At 58.5% G+C, this 18,212-nt stretch carries 16 protein-coding genes; 3 read left to right on the plus strand and 13 right to left on the minus strand.

Annotated elements, in window-relative coordinates; translation table 11 throughout:
- Window positions 1–56 precede the first annotated feature (56 nt).
- From ACR0EK_RS02995 to ACR0EK_RS03005, 3 genes are all read right to left on the minus strand, one after another.
- Complete coding sequence (locus ACR0EK_RS02995) at window positions 57–1,406, minus strand: cytochrome P450 (protein ID WP_480564881.1); 1,350 nt, start codon at window positions 1,404–1,406, stop codon at window positions 57–59.
- Window positions 1,403–2,605: a hypothetical protein gene (locus ACR0EK_RS03000; protein ID WP_480505280.1), complete on the minus strand. Its 1,203-nt coding sequence runs from the start codon at window positions 2,603–2,605 to the stop codon at window positions 1,403–1,405. Before ACR0EK_RS03000 ends, ACR0EK_RS02995 begins: the two co-directional genes overlap by 4 nt.
- A gap of 62 nt (window positions 2,606–2,667) precedes the next feature.
- A complete protein-coding gene (locus ACR0EK_RS03005; RefSeq protein WP_480537808.1) occupies window positions 2,668–3,420 on the minus strand; it encodes a cytochrome c biogenesis CcdA family protein in 753 nt (250 codons plus the stop codon).
- A 106-nt stretch (window positions 3,421–3,526) separates the two neighbouring features.
- On the opposite strand from ACR0EK_RS03005, the gene ACR0EK_RS03010 reads away from it, so the two are divergent.
- Window positions 3,527–3,760 carry a sulfurtransferase TusA family protein gene (locus ACR0EK_RS03010; protein WP_480481072.1) on the plus strand — a complete coding sequence of 78 codons (234 nt, stop codon included), beginning with the start codon at window positions 3,527–3,529 and terminating at the stop codon, window positions 3,758–3,760.
- Window positions 3,761–3,803: 43 nt separating this feature from the next.
- On the opposite strand, the gene ACR0EK_RS03015 is transcribed toward ACR0EK_RS03010, so the two are convergent.
- From ACR0EK_RS03015 to purC, 7 genes are all read right to left on the minus strand, one after another.
- Entirely contained in the window at window positions 3,804–6,596 is a 2,793-nt protein-coding gene (locus tag ACR0EK_RS03015) for an Rne/Rng family ribonuclease (protein ID WP_480564885.1), read from the minus strand.
- A 505-nt stretch (window positions 6,597–7,101) separates the two neighbouring features.
- A complete protein-coding gene (locus ACR0EK_RS03020; RefSeq protein ID WP_267364599.1) occupies window positions 7,102–8,436 on the minus strand; it encodes a sigma-54-dependent transcriptional regulator in 1,335 nt (444 codons plus the stop codon).
- A 12-nt stretch (window positions 8,437–8,448) separates the two neighbouring features.
- Entirely contained in the window at window positions 8,449–10,194 is a 1,746-nt protein-coding gene (locus tag ACR0EK_RS03025; RefSeq protein ID WP_480481076.1) for a sensor histidine kinase, read from the minus strand.
- Between the two features lie 69 nt (window positions 10,195–10,263).
- Complete coding sequence (gene purQ / locus ACR0EK_RS03030; protein WP_480537806.1) at window positions 10,264–10,932, minus strand: phosphoribosylformylglycinamidine synthase subunit PurQ; 669 nt, start codon at window positions 10,930–10,932, stop codon at window positions 10,264–10,266.
- Window positions 10,933–10,943: 11 nt separating this feature from the next.
- Window positions 10,944–11,987: a zinc-dependent alcohol dehydrogenase family protein gene (locus ACR0EK_RS03035; protein WP_480564888.1), complete on the minus strand. Its 1,044-nt coding sequence runs from the start codon at window positions 11,985–11,987 to the stop codon at window positions 10,944–10,946.
- 3 nt (window positions 11,988–11,990) lie between these two features.
- Window positions 11,991–12,221 carry a phosphoribosylformylglycinamidine synthase subunit PurS gene (purS, locus tag ACR0EK_RS03040; RefSeq protein ID WP_117872765.1) on the minus strand — a complete coding sequence of 77 codons (231 nt, stop codon included), beginning with the start codon at window positions 12,219–12,221 and terminating at the stop codon, window positions 11,991–11,993.
- 285 nt (window positions 12,222–12,506) lie between these two features.
- Window positions 12,507–13,262: a phosphoribosylaminoimidazolesuccinocarboxamide synthase gene (gene purC / locus ACR0EK_RS03045; RefSeq protein ID WP_209504015.1), complete on the minus strand. Its 756-nt coding sequence runs from the start codon at window positions 13,260–13,262 to the stop codon at window positions 12,507–12,509.
- Between the two features lie 186 nt (window positions 13,263–13,448).
- On the opposite strand from purC, the gene ACR0EK_RS03050 reads away from it, so the two are divergent.
- Both ACR0EK_RS03050 and bmt read left to right on the plus strand, forming a co-directional pair.
- Window positions 13,449–13,769: a DUF1476 domain-containing protein gene (locus ACR0EK_RS03050; protein WP_267364605.1), complete on the plus strand. Its 321-nt coding sequence runs from the start codon at window positions 13,449–13,451 to the stop codon at window positions 13,767–13,769.
- 124 nt (window positions 13,770–13,893) lie between these two features.
- Entirely contained in the window at window positions 13,894–14,907 is a 1,014-nt protein-coding gene (bmt, locus tag ACR0EK_RS03055) for a betaine--homocysteine S-methyltransferase (RefSeq protein ID WP_267364607.1), read from the plus strand.
- 6 nt (window positions 14,908–14,913) lie between these two features.
- Here the strand turns inward: bmt and ACR0EK_RS03060 are convergent, their stop codons facing one another.
- The 3 genes from ACR0EK_RS03060 to ACR0EK_RS03070 form a co-directional block, all read right to left on the minus strand.
- Window positions 14,914–15,690 carry an enoyl-CoA hydratase-related protein gene (locus ACR0EK_RS03060; RefSeq protein WP_480553428.1) on the minus strand — a complete coding sequence of 259 codons (777 nt, stop codon included), beginning with the start codon at window positions 15,688–15,690 and terminating at the stop codon, window positions 14,914–14,916.
- Window positions 15,691–15,765: 75 nt separating this feature from the next.
- Window positions 15,766–16,221: a cytochrome c-type biogenesis protein gene (locus ACR0EK_RS03065; RefSeq protein ID WP_480564891.1), complete on the minus strand. Its 456-nt coding sequence runs from the start codon at window positions 16,219–16,221 to the stop codon at window positions 15,766–15,768.
- On the minus strand, window positions 16,218–18,182 hold the full coding sequence (locus ACR0EK_RS03070) for a heme lyase CcmF/NrfE family subunit (RefSeq protein ID WP_480564894.1): 1,965 nt from the start codon (window positions 18,180–18,182) through the stop codon (window positions 16,218–16,220). The genes ACR0EK_RS03065 and ACR0EK_RS03070 overlap by 4 nt, the downstream gene beginning before the upstream one ends.
- Window positions 18,183–18,212 lie beyond the last annotated feature (30 nt).

The following is an 18,212-nucleotide window of genomic DNA, read 5'->3' on the forward strand; positions in this document are numbered from 1 at the left end:
TGATGATTCCGATGTCTTCCCCCGCATACATCACAGTCAGGACCGATGGTAGTTTGTTAGCGCTCAACCAGCCGCAACCATATGCCATCCCTGGATCGAACTGTCAGATGGGCCACCGGAACCGGCGTTTTGCCGCTGATTGTTTCGAATCTGAAATTCCGCACCAGCATCGACAGGATCAGCGGCCCTTCGACCATTGCAAACCCGGCCCCGGTACAGACGCGGGGACCTGCGGAAAATGGGATATATGCCTTACGCTGGCATGTTTTGCCGTTTTCACTGTTCCAGCGGGTCGGGTCAAAGCCATCAGGATCGTCCCATAACCGTTCGTGACGGTGCACATGCCAGGGGCTGATGACGATTTGTGACCCGTTGGGAACGTCCCTGTTTCGGAACTGGTGTGGGCACTTGGCCTCTCGCACCATCATGGGAACCGGTGGGTACAGGCGCAGTGCCTCGCGAAACACGTCGCGACTGATCTTGAGTTTGGAAACCGAGGCAAAGGTCGGGTTGTCCAGAGCGGCAGCTTCGTCAGCAATCCTTTCCTGCCATTCGGGATAAAGCGCCAGCAGGTACAATGTCCACGCCAGGGCCGATGCGCTGGTTTCATGGCCTGCCAGAAAGAAGATCGCGACCTGATCGACCATTTCTTTGGGCCCGAAATACTGACCGGTTTCAGGGTCAGCGGTTGTCATGATCTTGGTTGCCAGATCATCGGGGGCGGTTCCGGCCTTGATCGCCTCTGCCCGCTCATGGGTCAGGTCAGTGATCAGGTTACGAATGTCTTCGGCGTTTTTCCGTGTCGTCCGGGAGTGGAACCGAGGCATCCATTTGGGCAGCGGAACGAAAGCTGCAAGGTTCAGCAGAGGTTGTTCGCGCTGGTAGTTGCGGAACTTTTCAAACACCTTGCTGGCTATGGCGTGGTCGATCGGCACCGAAAACAAGGTGCGAAAAATCACATCTGCTGCGGCGTGGCTTGTCTGTTCTTCGACTTCGATCTGTTTGCCGACATGGGGGCGCAACCGCTCAACACAAGCGTCTGCTGCGGCCAGCATGGCGGGAAACGTGTCTTTCAGCCGCCCGCCCTCAAATGCCGGGTCAATGATGCGTCGCTGACGTTTCCACGTCTCTCCATTGGTTAGAAACACCGAATTTCCAAGCAAGGGGCGCAGGCCTTCGCTGATCCGGCCCGATTTAGGAAAATCTTCGGGGCTTTTCCTGAGGACGATGTCAATCAGGTCCGGTTCATTGACCAGGAAGGACCGGAAGAAGGGTGTCCTGAATTCGGCCATCCACGCGCGATAAAGGCGCGCTGGCTGTGCAGACAGCAGATCCTGACGAAACAGTTTCAGGTAACGCAGTAGGGAAACCTTGTCTGCGCGCGGCTGGGGCTTGGGCGGGGTCATGGACGCACCGACGTGTATTTGGACACTGGCGTCTCAATCCGGCTGCGCGAAGGTGTGCGCCCAAGGAACCGCTGTTTCAGCGTCAAAGGGCCTGCCGTAATTCGGAAATAGTCGTACGGACCCGGCTTATCGAATGCGCAAAGGTATTGAAAATGCAGCCGGAAAAACCGCCAGCGCAGGGCTTTCCAACGTTCAGGCGCCAGGGTTTGGGTAAAGGCCGCCGACAGGACAAGCGGCCAGCGTTTGTCCGGCCTGGCCACCCCTGTAACGGCCACCGGATCACACAGCGCAAATGCGCAGCCATCCCCGGGGGCCGAGACATCGACCCATGTGATGGCTGAACTGGAGGACAGGAATTGAAGGTCGGACCGAAGGCCATGCGCTTTTGGCAGAAAGGACACCATAGGCATCACCTGCCCCAGGCTGAGGAACGACAACTCTGCCCCCTGTTGCGGCACGGCCCTGTCGCGGATCAGGTCGGCCAGAACAGACACCCCCAGATGCGCACCCGAACTGTGGCCCACCACCAGAACCTCATCCACACTGGATATCAGCGCGGCTTCAATCGCTTTGCGGAATGCGGCCAGCCTTTCCTTCAGTTTTAGCGGAGTTTCCCCCTTTAACTGTGCGGAATAGGCGTAATCATGCATCAGGTAGTAGGCAAACAACCGGTTGTCGATCTTGCGGAACCACAGCATCAGCGCAACCGCAACGGCGATACCCGGAAACAGACCCCACCAGCCAGCCATCGCCACGGATGCCCACACGACTGCAAACGCAACCAGCAGCTGAGACACCAACATCGCCACCGGATAGAGCGCCGCAATCACCGGGCCTTTGCGCAACCGCATCAGGCGCCACAAAGCACCGGTCGAAATGTATATCCACGCCGTGTGGGCCAACTGCGCATAGGTGGCAGGGATCGACGCGGACATGCTGTCGCGCACGATGTCTGACCAGACCAGTACTTCAATTTCAGTCTCGACGGACGCACCGTCCTGAATGGACGTCACGGACCAGCCGAACAGACCCTCCGCGGACTTGGGAGCCATGGCGATCTCATATCCCGAAATCCGGGCCTGCGCTTGCGACTCGGTTCGGTAAAGCTCGCGATATCGTCGCGGCGGCATCGGGTCATAACCGGGGATGTAGAACACCCGGCGTTTGCGCACCTGTGACTGATTTCTCTGACTGCTCATGCCTTTACCTTCTGCCGCGCAGGTTAACGCAGGCTTTAGGTCAAGGTAAGGGGGGCAGACGCTCAGCCGAAATTCGCAAGTGCCGGGAAGGTTTCCAGCAACCACCAGCTGAAGCGGGTGAACAGGCCTGTCACCAGCATGATGCCCACGAACAGAAGCAGCCCGCCCATGACCTTTTCGATCACACCCATATAGGGCTTGATCCGGTTCATCACCGTCATAGAGCGGTTTAGGAACATGGCTGCGAGCAGGAACGGAATACCCAATCCAGCCGCATAGACACCCAGCAACAGCGTGCCCCGCGCCACCGAGGCTTCGGTCGCCGCAAGGGACAGGATCGCGCCCAGTTGGGGCCCGATACAGGGCGTCCAGCCGAATGCGAAGGCCAATCCAAGAATATAAGCACCAAAGACCGAACCACCGGAATCACCGGTTTCGATCCGCGCTTCGCGGTCCAGAAAGGGGATGCGGAAGACGTTCAGGAAATGCAGACCAAAGACAATGACAACGGCACCGGACAGTTTGGCGAAAAGTACCTGATTTTGCAGCACAAACGCCCCGAAGGCAGATGCAGTGAAACCCAACAGCAGAAAAACTGTCGACAGGCCCAACACAAAGAACAGCGCTGACATGGTTGCCTTGCGCCGGGCGCGGGTCTCATCCTGCATTTCGTTGATCGTGACGCCGCTCATATATGCCAGATAGGGCGGCACGATGGGCAGCACACAAGGCGACAGAAAGCTGATCAGGCCACCCAGCAGGGCAACAAACATGGCGGGCAGCAGCCCCGCGTCTATGATTTCTATTCCGAACATGTCTAAGCACATAAGTGATGATTGGCGGTCCGTCACGGGGCCAATGAGTCACATCCTCGTGCTTGGAATCTGGACAATATTACAACTACGCCCTATCCCGAAAATCATGTCAGAGATTACAGATACGCTGGATGCGCTGGGCCTTCTTTGCCCCCTGCCCGTCCTCAAGGCCCGCAAACGGCTGAAATCCATGCCGCAAGGTTCTGTGTTGCGTGTACTGGCTGATGACCCGGCAGCCATCATCGATGTCCCGCATTTTTGCGCCGAAGCTGGCCACACATTGCTGTCTCAGGATTTGGATGGCGAACATCAGGTCTATCTGATCCAAAAATCCGACTGACTTAATGATATAAAAAAGGCGGGCAAATCTGCCCGCCCTTTCATCAGTTGCCCAACGACCACCATCCGCGCCGTTTGGGCCTGTCGGATTCTGGCTCAGGTTCATCTGCCACAGTTTCAAGCACCGGTTCAGGTTCTGCTGCCACGGGTGTTTCTTCCACGGGCGCGTCTTCGACCGGCTCATCGGCAGATTGAACTTCAGGTTCTTCCATCGCAACGATCGCTTCAGCTTGCGCGACTTCCTCAGTCTGCTCGGCCACCTCTGTTGCTTCTGGCTTAGCTTCAGCAGCCTCAGCCGCTTCGCTTTGCTCGGCGACAACCGCCTCGGCAGGTTCGGATTCAGCGTCTGAGGCCGCCTCTTCAACCGTCGGTGCATCAGCCGCGGTATCGGCATCAGTTGCTTCTGTCTGTTCCGAAGCCTCTTCTGCCACCGCATCTTTCTTACGACGGCGCGGAGCGCGCTTGCGTTTGGGCTTGGCGGGTTTTTCCTCTTCCGTCGCTTCGGCTTCGGTTGCCTCGACAGCGGTCTCGGTTTCAGCGGATTCGCCTGCGGCATCCTCCTGCTCTGTCCCTTCACCGTCATCCGCGCCCTGTTCCGGCGCGTCACCATTGCCCCCGCCCTTCTTGCGACGACGACGGCGGCGCTTGCGCTTGGGTTTGGTGTCATCTTCGGTCGGCGCGATATCCTCTTCGGTTTCTTCCTCGTCCGAAGAATCGACCAGATCCATCAGCGAGGCATCGACCGACACGACAGGTGCTGTCGCTTCGGGAACAATGCGGCTGGCGGTCTTGAATTTCTCCATCGAGAAATCCGGGCTGACCAGATGCACATCGCCTTCGATCCGTACAGACAGGCCATAGCGCGATTCGATCTGTGCAATATGCTCGCGCTTCTGGTTCATCAGGAAGTTCGCGATACTGACCGGGCAGCGCACCAGAACCTCGCGTGAGCGGCGGCGGGTGCCTTCCTCTTCGATCTGACGCAGGATCGACAGTGCCATGTTGTCGTCCGAACGGATCAGGCCGGTGCCGTGGCATGCCGGGCATGGCTGCGTGGTCGCCTCGATCATACCGGGGCGCAGCCTCTGACGGCTCATCTCGAGCAGGCCAAAACCTGAAATCCGGCCGACCTGAATGCGGGCACGGTCGGTTTTCAACTTGTCCTTCAGACGCTTTTCAACGGACGCATTGTTCTTGCGCTCGTCCATATCGATGAAATCGATGACAATCAGACCGGCAAGGTCACGCAGACGCAACTGGCGGGCCACTTCTTCCGCAGCCTCCAGGTTGGTTTTCAGCGCCGTTTCCTCGATCGAGCCTTCTTTCGTGGCCCGGCCCGAGTTCACGTCGATCGCCACCAGCGCTTCGGTCACGCCGATCACGATATACCCGCCAGATTTCAGCTGAACAGTCGGGTTGAACATCCCCGCCAGGTAGCTTTCCACCTGATAGCGTGCAAACAGCGGCAGCGCGTCCTCGTACCGTTTCACATTCTTGGCGTGCGACGGCATGATCATCTTCATGAAGTCTTTGGCGATGCGGTATCCGCCCTCGCCCTCGACCAGAACCTCATCGATATCGCGGTTATAAAGGTCCCGGATCGACCGTTTGATCAGATCGCCTTCTTCATAGATCTTCGCAGGTGCGATGGATTCCAGGGTCAATGCTCGGATCTGCTCCCACAGGCGTTGCAGGTATTCATAGTCGCGCTTGATTTCCGACTTGGTGCGCTTCGCGCCCGCAGTCCGGATGATCAAACCCGCCCCTGTCGGCACATCAATATCCGCGGCGATTTCTTTCAGTTTCTTGCGGTCAACCGCGTTGGTGATCTTGCGACTGATCCCACCGCCACGGGCGGTGTTTGGCATCAAAACACAATAGCGACCGGCCAGCGACAGATATGTCGTCAGGGCCGCCCCTTTGTTGCCGCGCTCTTCCTTGACGACCTGCACCAGCAAAACCTGGCGCACTTTGATCACTTCCTGAATCTTGTACCGGCGCGGGCGTGGCTTGCGCGGAGGGCGGATGTCTTCGCTGTCGTCTTCCTCGGCCACGGATTCAATCGTGTCATCTTTCGCGGCGGCGTCTGCGTGTTCTTCATCCGCGTCGCCATCATCTGCGTCCTGGTCATCTTCAGACAATCCAGACGCTTCATCGCCATCGTCAGCGCTTGAAACATCCGCCGCGTCATCAGAATCCCCTGCTGCGTCGTCTTGTGAAGCCTCAACCGTTTCAACCTCAGCCTCGTCTTCCGAAGCCGTTTCCTCTGCAGTGTCATCTGACACAGCTTCCGGCGCTTCGTTGTCCTCAGGCTCCTCAACAGGTGTTTCAGCGACGACTTCCATTGGCGATGTCCCCTCGGGCACCTCCATGTCCGCTTCATCACTGTCGTCAAAATCGATGGTTTCCATACCGGTCGGCTCGGTCGAAACTTCCATCGTTTCGACCAAATCGTCCGACTTCAGATCCGCGGCCTTTGATCGGGACCGAGAACGCCGCTTTTTTGGCTTGCCCTCGTCAGCCTCATCCCGTGCCTTCATGGCCTCGGCATAGGCGCGCTCTTCCTCCATCAACGCCTCGCGGTCGGCGATTGGGATCTGGTAATAGTCCGGGTGAATCTCCGAAAACGCCAGGAAGCCGTGCCGGTTCCCGCCATAATCCACAAAGGCCGCCTGAAGCGACGGCTCAACCCGTGTTACTTTTGCAAGATAGATGTTGCCAGCAAGCTGGCGCTTGTTTTCGGATTCAAAATCGAACTCCTCGACCTTGTTTCCGTCGACCACCACGACGCGGGTTTCCTCCGCGTGGGTGGCATCGATAAGCATTTTCTTAGCCATGTGTCCTTGGTGCACCGCGCCAAACGCGTTGTCCTGACCCGTCCAGGTGGACAGGCACATTTGGGGAGGTGTCTTGTCAGGGCGATATTGGACGGCGCGCGGCAGGGTCTGGCGCTGTGGCCCCCTGCCCGGTCACTCAATCGTTGCGCGCGCGTCATCGCGGTTCTTCTCCGACAGGCACGGTTCGCGCCGCCGCCTGCCCATTATTCCTTTCGCCCGACATGTCGGACTCAGGTACTACATTGCCCCAAATGAGGCACAATCGGTCTGCTTTGCGGCGAACAATCCGTCATCACCATCAGCAAAGCAGCGAAACTCAATGATTCGGGGCTTATGGACACAAAACTGGCCCGGCCCGTCCGGACACAATAAAAGCAGTCCTGTGGAAAAGACAATGGGCAAACTGCACCGCCCCTGCGACGGCGTGCGGGATCGCCTTCATCTGGCCAAAAATATCCCGGGGGAGTCGCCAAAGGCGACGGGGGCAGAGCCCCCGCCACAAAGTTTACAGATAGTCCGACCGCTGGAGGCCGTATTTGGCCATCTTTTCATTCAGCGTCCGGCGCGGCAGGCACAGCTCATCCATCACAGACGCGATCGAGCCTTTGTGCCGCCGCATCGTGTTGTCGATCAGCATCCGTTCAAAGGCTTCGACATATTCCTTCAGCGGCTTGCCTTCGGTGGTCATGACCGGCTGCATTTCCTCGTGATCTGACATCAACAGCGAGGCGATTGTTCCGGACCCGCGGCGCGATTGCAGCACCGCGCGTTCGGCAATATTGATCAACTGACGTACGTTCCCCGGCCAGGGTGCCTGTAATAGCTGCGCCGCTTCCTGAGCACTTACCTGAGGCGCATCACAGCCGTATTCTTCGGCGAACTGCTCGCTCAGACGGGTAAACAGGGTCAGAATATCCTCGCCCCTCTGGCGCAGGGGCGGCATGGTGATGCGCAAGGCGGCCAGTCGGTAGAACAGGTCCGGCCGTAAGACATCTTCGGAGGTTTTTCCGGCCTCTTGCAGGTTCGAGATCGCAACGATGCGTGTCTCGGCCGGCGTGCCCTGCTCGTTCATCACGCTGAGCAGCTTGGCTTGCAGGGAATCGCTGAGCGCTTCGACATCTTCCAAAACCAGCGTTCCGCCCCGCGCCTCTTCGATGGCGGGCAATTGGGCGTCTTCAGGCATCATCGGCCCAAACAGACGTTTGGCCAGCGCGTCTTCCTCGAGCGCCGCGCAGGACACCAGCACGAACTTCTTACCGGCACGGCTGCCAACCGCGTGCAAGGCATGTGCAACAAGCGTCTTTCCGGTCCCTGTCTCTCCGTCGATCAGCACATGGCCATCCGCCTGACCCAGATCGAGGATATCCTCGCGCAGACGTTCCATAACCGGGCTGGCGCCGATCAGCTTGTTCATGATCTGGGTGCCGCCGGACAATTCCCGGCGCAGCGCGCGGTTGTCCAGCGTCAGACGCCGCGCATTGCTGGCCCTTTTGGCCAGTTCCGACATGCGGTCGGGATTGAAGGGTTTTTCAAGGAAGTCGAATGCACCGACACGCATCGCCTCGACAGCCATCGGAACATCGCCGTGACCGGTGATCATGATCACGGGCAACGTGCTGTCAGCGCCCATCAGCTTTTTGAGAAGCTGAATGCCGTCCATTCCGGGCATCTTGATGTCCGAAATCACTATCCCCGGATAATCCGGACCCAACACCTTGAGCGCATCTTCCGCGCTGGCGAAGGTTTCCGTGTCATAGCCGGACAAAGCGAGCCACTGGCTGATCGATTGGCGCATGTCCTGTTCATCGTCAACAATGGCAATTTTCATGGCTTGTGCCATAGTCATTCCTCGTTATTCCGCGGCTTCAAGGCCGTCGCTTCCCAATGCAGGCAACTGCATTTCAAACACCGCACCGCCATATTGGCCGTTGCGTGCAGTCAGCCGTCCCCCATGGTCGTTCACGATCCCCGACGAGATGGCAAGCCCCAGACCAACACCGTCTCCGGGCTGTTTGGTTGTGTAGAACGGCTCGAACAGGTTTTCGATATCCTCGATTCCGTGCCCGTTGTCGCGTACGGTCAGCACAGCCGTGTCACCCGCTGCCAGGATGATTTCCACATCCGGCTCCGCCACTGATTTGGTGGCGTCCAGTGCGTTTCGCAAGAGGTTGACCATGACCTGCTCGATGCGCATTCGGTCCCCCATCACGATCACGGGTTCCTCTGGTACGATCTGTGTGATCTTCACGTGTCGCTGACGCAGTTGAGGCTCCATCATCGACAGGGATGAGGCCAGCGCTTCACCAAGATTTACTGGTGAAAACGCATCTGCCCCCTTGCGTGCATAAGACTTCAGCTGCCGGGTAATTGCGCCCATCCGTTCGATCAGACCATCGATGCGACCAAAGCTGGCAAGGGCCTCTTCCGGGCGGTTGCGGCGCAGCAACAGGCGGGCCCCGGCCAGATAGGTTTTCATTGCCGCCAGTGGCTGGTTCAACTCATGACTGACCGCGGCCGACATCTCGCCAAGGGCGGCCAGTTTCGAGCTTTGCGCAAGCGTCTGTTCCGCCAAATCCAGCGTCTTTTCAACCCGTTCACGTTCAGCGATTTCCCGCTGCAGCCGCGCGTTCAATGCGCGAAGCTCTGCCGACTCGCGCTGGAACAGGGTCATGCGCAACGTGGCACGGCGGCTCAACGCATAGAACGCGAGCGCCAGAAGAATCGCAAATCCCATGATTTCCAGCGCCAGAACGCTGTTCACCTTTTCCCGGATCGAGGCATAGGTCGTGAACGAGGTCATCTGCCAGCCGCGGAACGGAATGCGCGTCTCGATCCGCATCACCGCTTCGCCCTGAAGATAGGCATCAGGCGGCAGCGCGGTCCAATCGGTTGTTGCCCGGATCGCGCGCTGGATCGCCCCTTGTGGCGGTTGGCGCAGCATCGCCGTGTTCTCATCCAGCCCGCGCCAGCGGGGTTCCGTGGACAAAATGATGTTGCCGGTGCTGTCGGTAACCATCACCGCATCCGAGATACCTGCCCAAGCGCGTTCGAACTTTTGCAGGTCAACCTCGACGACGATCACCCCCAGAAACTCCGCCCCGTTCTCCAACCGGCGCGAATACACAAAGCTGTATCCGCCTGCGTCCTTGGGAATAACAGAGAAGATCGTCGCGTTCGAGCGGATCGCATCCACAAAATAGGGCGTGTTCCGGTGCCCCTCGCCCAACCTGTTCCGGTCGGTCGCGGCAACTGTGCGCCCGTCGCTGTCCAGCAATACCAGTGAGGCCGCGCCGATCTCTTCCACGAATGAAATAAGGCGCTGTGTCGACAGGGTGTAATCGCCTGACTGCAATGCCGAAATCAACGTCGGGTCGCGGGCAAGCAATTGCGGAACAATCGAGTTGCGGCGCAGTTCACTCAGCAAGTTGCCCGAATACAGCGTCAGCCGCAGTTCCGCCCGGTTGCGCGTGGATTCGGTGAACCTGTCGGTCAACAGCCGGTTCGTGACCCACACCGTTGCAATTGTCGCGACCAGCAGAACAAGAACCGCCAGCCGCAACCGCCAGCCCAGCGGTGCACCACGAAACGGTTTCAACATATTTGACCAGCCAGATCGAACTTCGGGGTTCATGGCGAAAGGTTACGCCCCGGCGGGCGAGACCTCAAGTCACGCCGCTTCAAACACACCTGACAATGCGCGGAACAACGCCACCCCATCTGTGCCGCCATGGCCCTGATCTGCTGCGCGTTCGGGGTGCGGCATCATTCCAAGCACGCGGCGGTTTTCCGACAGGATCCCGGCGATATCCCCGACCGAGCCGTTCGGGTTTTCGGCATAGGTAAACGCGATCCGGTCCTGATCTTTCAAAGCGGCCAGTGTCGTGTCATCCGCAAAATAGTTGCCATCGTGGTGCGCAATCGGAATACCGATCACATCGCCTGCGTTGTAACCGCTGGTAAACGCGCTGTCGCTGGTTTCAACCCTTAGGCCAACGGTCTTGCAGATGTATTTCAGCCCGGCATTGCGCAGCAAGGCGCCCGGCAAAATGCCGGTTTCCGTCAGAACCTGAAAACCGTTGCAAATTCCGACGGTATAACCGCCGCGCTGCGTGTGTTCGACGACGGCCTTGCAAATCGGCGATTGCGCAGCGATTGCGCCGCACCGCAGGTAGTCTCCGTAAGAGAACCCGCCCGGCACACCCACGATATCAATACCTTCGGGCAAAGCCGCGTCTTTGTGCCAGACCATATCGACCTGAAAACCGGCCTGCTCAAAGGCGACGGCAAGATCTCGGTCACAGTTGGATCCGGGGAATACGATTACGGCTGCGCGCATGGCGGGCCCTCCTACGAGACAAAATCTGTGACAACCGCAACACCCGGAGGCGTTGGATGGTCAAAAGCGGCAAGCTCGGCGCTTACCTGGTTCAGGGTTATTTTCCGGGTCACCAGCGGGCTCAGGTCGACCCCTTGACCCGCGATCAGCGACAACAGCGACGGATAGCGCCAGCTTGGCATCCCACGGGTGCCAAACACGGAGAGCTGACCAGAATAGAGCACATCCATCGGCAGCGACATCTGCGCATGGTCCCCTGCGGGCATTCCGATTTGCACCATGCGACCCATTTTACGCAGGGATCGCATGGCGGAAACGGTCGTGGCTTCGACGCCAAGCGCCTCGATCGCAACATGGGCACCGCCACCGGTGATGTCTTTCACCGCCTGTGGGGCATCACATGTTGCGGCGTTGACCACCGCATCGGCGCCCAGAGTTTTGGCATAGGCCAGCTTGTCTTCGGCGATATCGACAACGATTACACGCGCGCCAAGCGCCTTGCCCAGAAGAAGCGTTGATATTCCGACACCGCCGCCGCCAAAGACAGCAATCCACTCACCACCCTGCACCTGCGCCCGGCCAACAAGCGCCTGCCAGGCCGTGGTTACGCGACACCCCAATGCGGCGGCGATTTCAGGCGCGATGCTGTCTGGCAAGGATGTCAGGTTGGCATCGGCATGAGCCACGGCAACATATTCAGCAAAAGCCCCGTCACAGGTAAAGCCGGGCACGACCTGGTTCGGGCAGATTGTCTGATGACCCTGCGCGCAGTCCGGACAATGCCCACAGGCTAGGATGAAGGGCGCAATCACCCGGTCCCCGACACGCCACCGTGTGACGCGCGTTCCGACCGAGACCACCTCGCCGCAAAACTCGTGGCCGGGTGTCATGGGCAGGACAACGTCGGGGTCTGAGCCCGACCAGGCGTGCCAGTCGGACCGGCACACGCCGCAAGCCAGCACCCGCACCACAACACCGTCTTCGGTGGGAACCGGGTCGGGGATCGTCGACACCTCAAGCGGTTGACGATAGGTGATCAGACGCGCGGCCCGCATTAATCAGACCAGTTCGATCTCGTAGCGTTCGATGACGGTGTTGGCCAAAAGCTTTTCGCACATCTCGGTCACGTCTGCCTCGGTCGCGCCATCGGCAAGCTCAAGATCGATGACTTTGCCCTGACGTACGCCTTCGACCTGATCAAAGCCCATTGCACCCAATGCGTGCCGTACTGCTTCGCCCTGCGGGTCCAGCACCCCGTTCTTGAGCATCACATGAACCCGTGCTTTCATTTTGGCAACTCCAACTGTGGGCCGCATACAAGGCCCATTTCGTTGCGCGGGGGATAGCGCGCCTGATGGGTTTCGACAACCCTGTTTCAAACGCAGTTTGCCGCAGGCGAGTGACGATCCTGCGCCGTCAGTTGGACCTGAGTAGTTTTGTTGGCGCAGCAGCTGGAAACTTCGGAATAGTCACCTGATCAAACAGCCCGGCCACACGCAAACACCCTGCTCTGCCAACAACATGGCAAAGGCAAAACGCCGCCCTGAGGGGGCGGCGCTGCTGAGAAGGAGTGTTTAGTTGATCAGCGTCGGCTTGGTGACATTGCTGGCAGGCAGCACACCCAGCCTTCGGGCGACCTCGGAATAGGCATCTGTCAGGCTGCCCAGATCGCGGCGGAATACATCCTTGTCCAGTTTCTGACCGGTCTTGATATCCCACAGGCGGCAGCTGTCCGGGCTGATTTCGTCCGCAACAACCAGCCGCTGATAGTCGCCTTCAAACACGCGCCCAATTTCGATCTTGAAGTCAACCAGACGGATTCCCACCGCCAGCATCACGCCGCTCAGGAAATCGTTCACGCGCAGCGCAAGGCTGAGGATGTCGTCCATGTCCTGCTGGCTGGCCCAGCCAAACGCGGCGATGTGTTCCTCAGTGACAAGAGGATCGCCCAAAGCATCATCCTTGAAGCAATATTCAACGATCGGACGAGGCAATTGCGTCCCTTCGGCAATGCCAAGACGTTTCGACATCGAACCCGCCGCGTAATTGCGCACGATCACTTCCAGCGGAATGATCTCGCAATTGCGCACCAGTTGTTCGCGCATATTCAGGCGCCGGATGAAGTGGTTCGGAATGCCAATCTGGGTCAGCCCGGTCATGAAGAACTCGGACAAACGGTTGTTCAGCACGCCTTTGCCATCAATCACGTCCTTCTTCTCGGCGTTGAACGCGGTGGCATCATCCTTGAAATACTGTACGATGGTGCCCGGCTCGGGGCCTTCATACAGAATTTTGGCCTTGCCTTCGTAGATTTTCTTGCGACGCGCCATAAGCGACCTTTCCAGACTGGCGAAAGGGAATGAGTCCCTTCACGTTGGCGTCCTCATAGTGCAAGCCCTGCGTTCCCGCAAGTTCGCTGCCCCGAGGGCCTTTGACGCAGCGCAAATACCTTGCACCCAGAGTGTCCTATTGTCATATCATCAGTGAGAAACGGTAATCCAAGGGGTCCCCAACCAATGACCACATTCGACGAACGTGAAGCCGCGTTTGAAAGCAAATTCGCCCATGACGAAAAGATGCAGTTCATCGCACGGATGCGCCGCAACCGCTTTATGGCTGTCTGGGCGTCTGCGCTGAAGGGCGAAACTGTTGAACAGGCACGGAAATACGGCCAGGAACTGGTTCATACCGACCTGCAGCATGTCGGCGAGGACGATGTTGTCGAGGCAGTCAAAGCCTACTTGGGTGATCTTGCAGATGAAGCCACGATCCGTTCGAAAATGGCCGAGCTTCTGGTTGAGGCCAAAGAACAGGTGATGGCGGAAGGCGAGCATTGATTGCCTGAAATGCAAAACTCATGATCTTCATGAGTTTTATGAATTTGATTTGACGCCCTGGTCATGAGACATGGGGCGTCTCTGTTTTTTTGCAGCGTTTATACGCTTTTTCTGGAATAACCCTATGACAAACGCGCTGAGCAAACTTCTGGACACCAAAGACGCCATCCTTGCGGACGGTGCAACGGGGACCAACTTATTTAACATGGGTCTGCAATCAGGTGATGCACCTGAGCTGTGGAACGTGGATGCTCCGGACAAGATCAGGGCGCTGTATCAGGGGTCAGTCGATGCGGGCAGCGACCTGTTTCTGACCAATACGTTTGGAGGCACTGCGGCGCGTCTGAAACTGCATGATGCGCAGAACCGCGTGGGCGAGCTAAACCGTATCGGCGCAGAACTTGGACGTGAAGTCGCAGACAAAGCCGGGCGCCCTGTTGTCGTGGCCGGATCGGTTGGACCCACCGGCGAGATTATGGAGCCGGTCGGCAGCCTGTCGCATTCCGAAGCGGTTGAAATGTTTCATGAACAGGCCGAGGCTTTGAAAGCGGGCGGGGTTGACGTTCTTTGGGTAGAAACCATCAGCGCGCCCGAGGAGTTCCGCGCGGCAGCCGAGGCCTTTGCACTGGCCGACATGCCCTGGTGCGGCACGATGAGCTTTGACACGGCCGGGCGCACAATGATGGGTGTCACCTCGGCCGATCTTGCGCTTTTGGTTGAAACCTTGCCAAACCCACCGATCGCTTTTGGGGCCAATTGTGGTACCGGCGCGTCGGATATCCTGCGCACGGTTCTGGGTTTTGCTGCGCAAGGCACCGAGCGCCCGCTGATCTCAAAGGGCAATGCGGGCATTCCGAAATACGTGGATGGCCATATCCACTATGACGGGACACCCGAACTGATGGGTCGGTATGCTGCCATGGCGCGGGATTCGGGCGCCACAATCATTGGCGGGTGCTGCGGCACCATGCCCGATCATCTGCGCAAAATGCGCGAAGCGCTGGATACCACTTCGCGCGGCGAGCGCCCGACACTGGATCAGATCACCGAGGCATTGGGGCCGTTTTCGTCGGCTTCCGACGGAACCGAGGACGACGCGGGCCCCGAACGCCGTACGCGTCGTCGCCGCCGCGCCTGACGCTTATCAACGCCCTTCGAATTTCGGAGGGCGTTTTTCCATGAACGCCACTACACCTTCAGCAAAATCCCGCGACCGGCCACATTCACCTTGAAGATGCGCCTCGGTCGCAAGCTGCTGCTGCAATGTGTTTTCGTACGTCCCGCGAATGGCACGTTTGATCGCGCCATAGGCCGCCGTTGGACCTTTGGCCAGATATTCTGCCCTTTTGTGCCAATGTGCGGCAAACGTATCATCGGGCACAGCTTCCCAGATCATGCCCCATTCTTCGGCCTGCCGGGCGCTGATCTTGTCAGCAAACAAGGCCGCCCCCATCGCTTTGGCCAAGCCCATCTGGCGCGGCATGAACCAGGTGCCCCCGGCATCGGGCAGCAAGCCGATACGTGCAAACGCCTGCAGGAAGTACGCACTCTCCGTTGCAATAACCACATCCGCACACAGCGCAAGGTTGGCCCCTGCCCCCGCAGCAGGTCCGTTTACAGCAGCGATCGTCGGAACCGGACAGCTGTGGATGGCTTCCAGCATCGGCTCGTACTCGTCGCGCAATGATCGTTCCAGATCGATCTTGCCGGTCGATGATGCATCCCCCAGATCCTGCCCGGAACAAAACGCCGGCCCCGCGCCGGTGATAACGATACAGCGCGCTTTAACCGCGGCGTCTTTCATCGCGTGGGTAATCTCTGCCCGCATCCGAGTGGTCAGCGCGTTCATCTTGTCCGGTCTGTTCAGGGTCAGAACCGCCAGACCGTCCGATATGTCCAATAGAACCGTTTCGTAATTCATGAAGACTTTTCCCTCGCGCCACGTGTTTCAGCACGTTTACTTGTCCGGGCAGGTTGGGAAAAGCAGAACCAAACGTCAGTCTTCAAGAATTTGGCGAAGGCGTTCCTGTTCTTCCGCGCTTAGAGCTTCGGTTTCACCTGAAACCTGCGCCCTGGCGCGTGTGCGAAGAAAGTTCAACCCGACTGCGGCAGCGATCAGCAACATGATCGGCCCGGCAAGCCACAACAGCAGATTCGAGCCGCTGGTGGTGGGCTTGAGCAAGACATATTCGCCGTAGCGGTCAACGATAAACGCGACGGCCTCTTCGTCGGTGTCACCCGCAACCAACCGTTCGCGTAAAAGAAGACGCAGATCGCGCGCCAGTTCAGCGTTGCTTTCGTCAATGCTTTCATTGCGACACACCAAACATCGCAACCCGACACTCAGGTCGCGCGCGCGCTGCTCCAGAACAGGGTCGTCCAGAACCTCATCAGGTTGTACCGCAAACACCGGCGCTGCCAGCAGCAGCAAGATCAGAACAAGGCGTCTCATTCCGCAGGTACTCCGCCAGCTGGTGTTTTTCGCGCACCTGCGGCGACGCGGAACCGCCTGTCGCTCAGGCTGAGGACACCACCGAGCGCCATCAGGATACAACCACCCCAGATCCAGTTCGCCAAAGGCTTGATATAGGTTCGCATGACCCAGCCGCCATCTGCCTGCTGATCCCCGATGACGACGTAAAGATCACCAAGAAAACGATAGTCAATCGCGGCCTCGGTCGTCGGCATGCGTGCAACGGGATAATCCCGTTTCTCGGGATGCAGCGTTCCAATGGCGCGACCGCCCTTTTCGACCAGAACATCAGCCGTGGTTGAAAAATAGTTCGGCCCCTGAACCCGTCGCACGTCCTGCAACGTCAGTGTGAACTGACCTACTTCGAAGGGCTGGTTCAGCTGCGCCACACGGATATCTTCTGCCTCCCATGCGGTCAGACCGGCAATCGCAAAGATCGTCACCCCAAGGCCTGTATGGGCAACTGCCTTACCCCAATCGGCGCCTGGAAGTCGGATCAGACGTTTGAAGCTGCCATTGCGGCCTGTCCGGCTCCACAAATCAATGGCTGCACCGAAAGTGATCCATGCCCCCAGGAACAGGCCTACGGGCCCTAACGCGCTGCGGCCGGTCTGCATGGCCCAAACCAACAGCGCAATCGCCAGCGCGAGACCAAAGGCATAGCGCAGGGACCAAGCCGTTTTGCCCAGCCGACCGCGTTTCCACGGCAGCATCGCCCCGATTGGCAGGATCAACCCCAGCAATACCATGAACGGAGAAAACGCCGCGTTGAAAAACGGTGCCCCAACCGAAAGTTTGCGGTCAAACATCATCTCGGCGACCATCGGCCACATCGTCCCAACAAAAACGACGAAGCAACTGACCGCCAGAAGGACATTGTTCACGATCAGCGCGCTTTCGCGGCTGACCATGCCGAAAACGCCCTTGGCCTCCATCGCCTGTGCCCGTGCGGCAAACAGGGTAAGCGCGCCGCCGATGAAGAAGACCAGAATGATCAGGATGAATACACCGCGCTCCGGATCATTGGCAAATGCGTGAACCGAGGTCAGTAGCCCTGATCGCACGATAAACGTACCGATGAGGGAAAATCCAAACGCGATGATTGCCAGCAGAATGGTCCAGCTTTTCAATGCTTCGCGCTTTTCCACAACTATTGCCGAATGCAACAGCGCCGCCGCCAACAGCCAGGGCATGAAGGACGCGTTTTCGACCGGGTCCCAGAACCAGAAACCGCCCCAGCCGAGTTCGTAATAGGCCCACCAGGACCCCAGCGCGATACCGATAGTCAGGAAAACCCAGGCCGCCAGCGTCCAGGGGCGCACCCAACGGCCCCATGCCGCATCGATACGCCCTTCGATCAGGGCCGCAATCGCAAAGCTGAAAGCCATGCTCAGCCCGACATAGCCGAGGTACAGAAACGGCGGATGGAAGGCCAGCCCGGGATCCTGAAGCAGCGGGTTCAGGTCGCGCCCGTCAAACGGAGCGATGGCCAGCCGGTCAAACGGGTTCGACGTTAACAGGATAAAACCGAAAAACGCCACGGCAATGGCCGATTGAACGGCCAGAACACGGGCTTTGAGTGTCGGTGGCAAGCCGCCACCAAAGAAAGCCGCCATCGCTCCAAACAGGGTGACGATCAGCACCCAAAGCAGCATGGATCCTTCGTGGTTGCCCCATGTTCCGCTGATCTTGTACAGCATCGGCTTTGCCGTGTGGCTGTTCTCGACCACGATCCTGAGGGAAAAGTCAGAGGTTACAAACGCCCAGATCAAAGCACCAAACGCAAACGCCGTCAGCAGGAACTGCACGATGGCGGCGGGCTCTGCAAAAGCCATCCAGCCGGTCCAACGTTTTGAGGCGCCGATCAGGGGAACAACGCTTTGCACAATTGCGACAAAGAACGCGAGGATCAGGGTGAAGTGGCCAAGTTCTGTAATCATGCCCCGGAATATACGCCGGTGCGGAACCGG

The organism is Ruegeria sp. AE4, assembly GCF_056542185.1.

Excerpts from the sequence above, each read along its gene's own strand:
- ACR0EK_RS02995 (WP_480564881.1), bottom strand. The coding sequence starts at position 1,406 with ATGACCCCGCCCAAGCCCCAGCCGCGCGCAGACAAGGTTTCCCTACTG.
- ACR0EK_RS03000 (WP_480505280.1), bottom strand. The coding sequence starts at position 2,605 with ATGAGCAGTCAGAGAAATCAGTCACAGGTGCGCAAACGCCGGGTGTTC.
- ACR0EK_RS03005 (WP_480537808.1), bottom strand. The coding sequence starts at position 3,420 with ATGTTCGGAATAGAAATCATAGACGCGGGGCTGCTGCCCGCCATGTTT.
- ACR0EK_RS03010 (WP_480481072.1), top strand. The coding sequence starts at position 3,527 with ATGTCAGAGATTACAGATACGCTGGATGCGCTGGGCCTTCTTTGCCCC.
- ACR0EK_RS03015 (WP_480564885.1), bottom strand. The coding sequence starts at position 6,596 with ATGGCTAAGAAAATGCTTATCGATGCCACCCACGCGGAGGAAACCCGC.
- ACR0EK_RS03020 (WP_267364599.1), bottom strand. The coding sequence starts at position 8,436 with ATGGCACAAGCCATGAAAATTGCCATTGTTGACGATGAACAGGACATG.
- ACR0EK_RS03025 (WP_480481076.1), bottom strand. The coding sequence starts at position 10,194 with ATGTTGAAACCGTTTCGTGGTGCACCGCTGGGCTGGCGGTTGCGGCTG.
- purQ (WP_480537806.1), bottom strand. The coding sequence starts at position 10,932 with ATGCGCGCAGCCGTAATCGTATTCCCCGGATCCAACTGTGACCGAGAT.
- ACR0EK_RS03035 (WP_480564888.1), bottom strand. The coding sequence starts at position 11,987 with ATGCGGGCCGCGCGTCTGATCACCTATCGTCAACCGCTTGAGGTGTCG.
- purS (WP_117872765.1), bottom strand. The coding sequence starts at position 12,221 with ATGAAAGCACGGGTTCATGTGATGCTCAAGAACGGGGTGCTGGACCCG.
- purC (WP_209504015.1), bottom strand. The coding sequence starts at position 13,262 with ATGGCGCGTCGCAAGAAAATCTACGAAGGCAAGGCCAAAATTCTGTAT.
- ACR0EK_RS03050 (WP_267364605.1), top strand. The coding sequence starts at position 13,449 with ATGACCACATTCGACGAACGTGAAGCCGCGTTTGAAAGCAAATTCGCC.
- bmt (WP_267364607.1), top strand. The coding sequence starts at position 13,894 with ATGACAAACGCGCTGAGCAAACTTCTGGACACCAAAGACGCCATCCTT.
- ACR0EK_RS03060 (WP_480553428.1), bottom strand. The coding sequence starts at position 15,690 with ATGAATTACGAAACGGTTCTATTGGACATATCGGACGGTCTGGCGGTT.
- ACR0EK_RS03065 (WP_480564891.1), bottom strand. The coding sequence starts at position 16,221 with ATGAGACGCCTTGTTCTGATCTTGCTGCTGCTGGCAGCGCCGGTGTTT.
- ACR0EK_RS03070 (WP_480564894.1), bottom strand. The coding sequence starts at position 18,182 with ATGATTACAGAACTTGGCCACTTCACCCTGATCCTCGCGTTCTTTGTC.